This window comes from Bacillus sp. SIMBA_154, assembly GCF_046536015.1.
Classification (GTDB): Bacteria; Bacillota; Bacilli; order Bacillales; family Bacillaceae; genus Bacillus; species Bacillus pumilus_P.
Genome location: NZ_JAWJBV010000533.1, coordinates 1 through 246, shown reverse-complemented (window position 1 = coordinate 246; position 246 = coordinate 1). Strand labels below are relative to the sequence as shown.

General features: G+C 45.9%; 1 protein-coding gene and 1 pseudogene. One reads left to right on the top strand and one right to left on the bottom strand.

The features are described from left to right. Positions 1-17: 17 nt before the first annotated feature. The gene (locus R0K30_RS23055; protein WP_486304040.1) at positions 18-143 is read left to right on the top strand and encodes a 4Fe-4S binding protein; all 126 of its coding nucleotides are present in this window, start codon (positions 18-20) and stop codon (positions 141-143) included. On the opposite strand, the pseudogene R0K30_RS23050 reads toward R0K30_RS23055, so the two are convergent. Then, a pseudogene (locus R0K30_RS23050) lies at positions 139-246 on the bottom strand (circularly permuted type 2 ATP-grasp protein); the annotation flags it as partial. The gene R0K30_RS23055 and the pseudogene R0K30_RS23050 sit on opposite strands and share 5 nt — an antisense overlap.

Genomic DNA, 246 nt, shown 5'->3' with positions numbered 1-246 from the left:
CATGTCCGGTAGGGTGTATCTCATTACAAAAAGCCGAGCGTGAAGACGGTCGCTGGTATCCAGAGTTTTTCCGTATTAACTTCTCACGCTGTATCTTTTGCGGTTTGTGTGAAGAGGCCTGTCCAACGACAGCGATTCTATAGGCTCTTCATTTAAATAGAATTTAATCATATCTGGTACAAAAGGATAGAGACTCTTATCATCGGCCACGCCCGTACCTGGGGCGTTGACAATCACCACGTTACC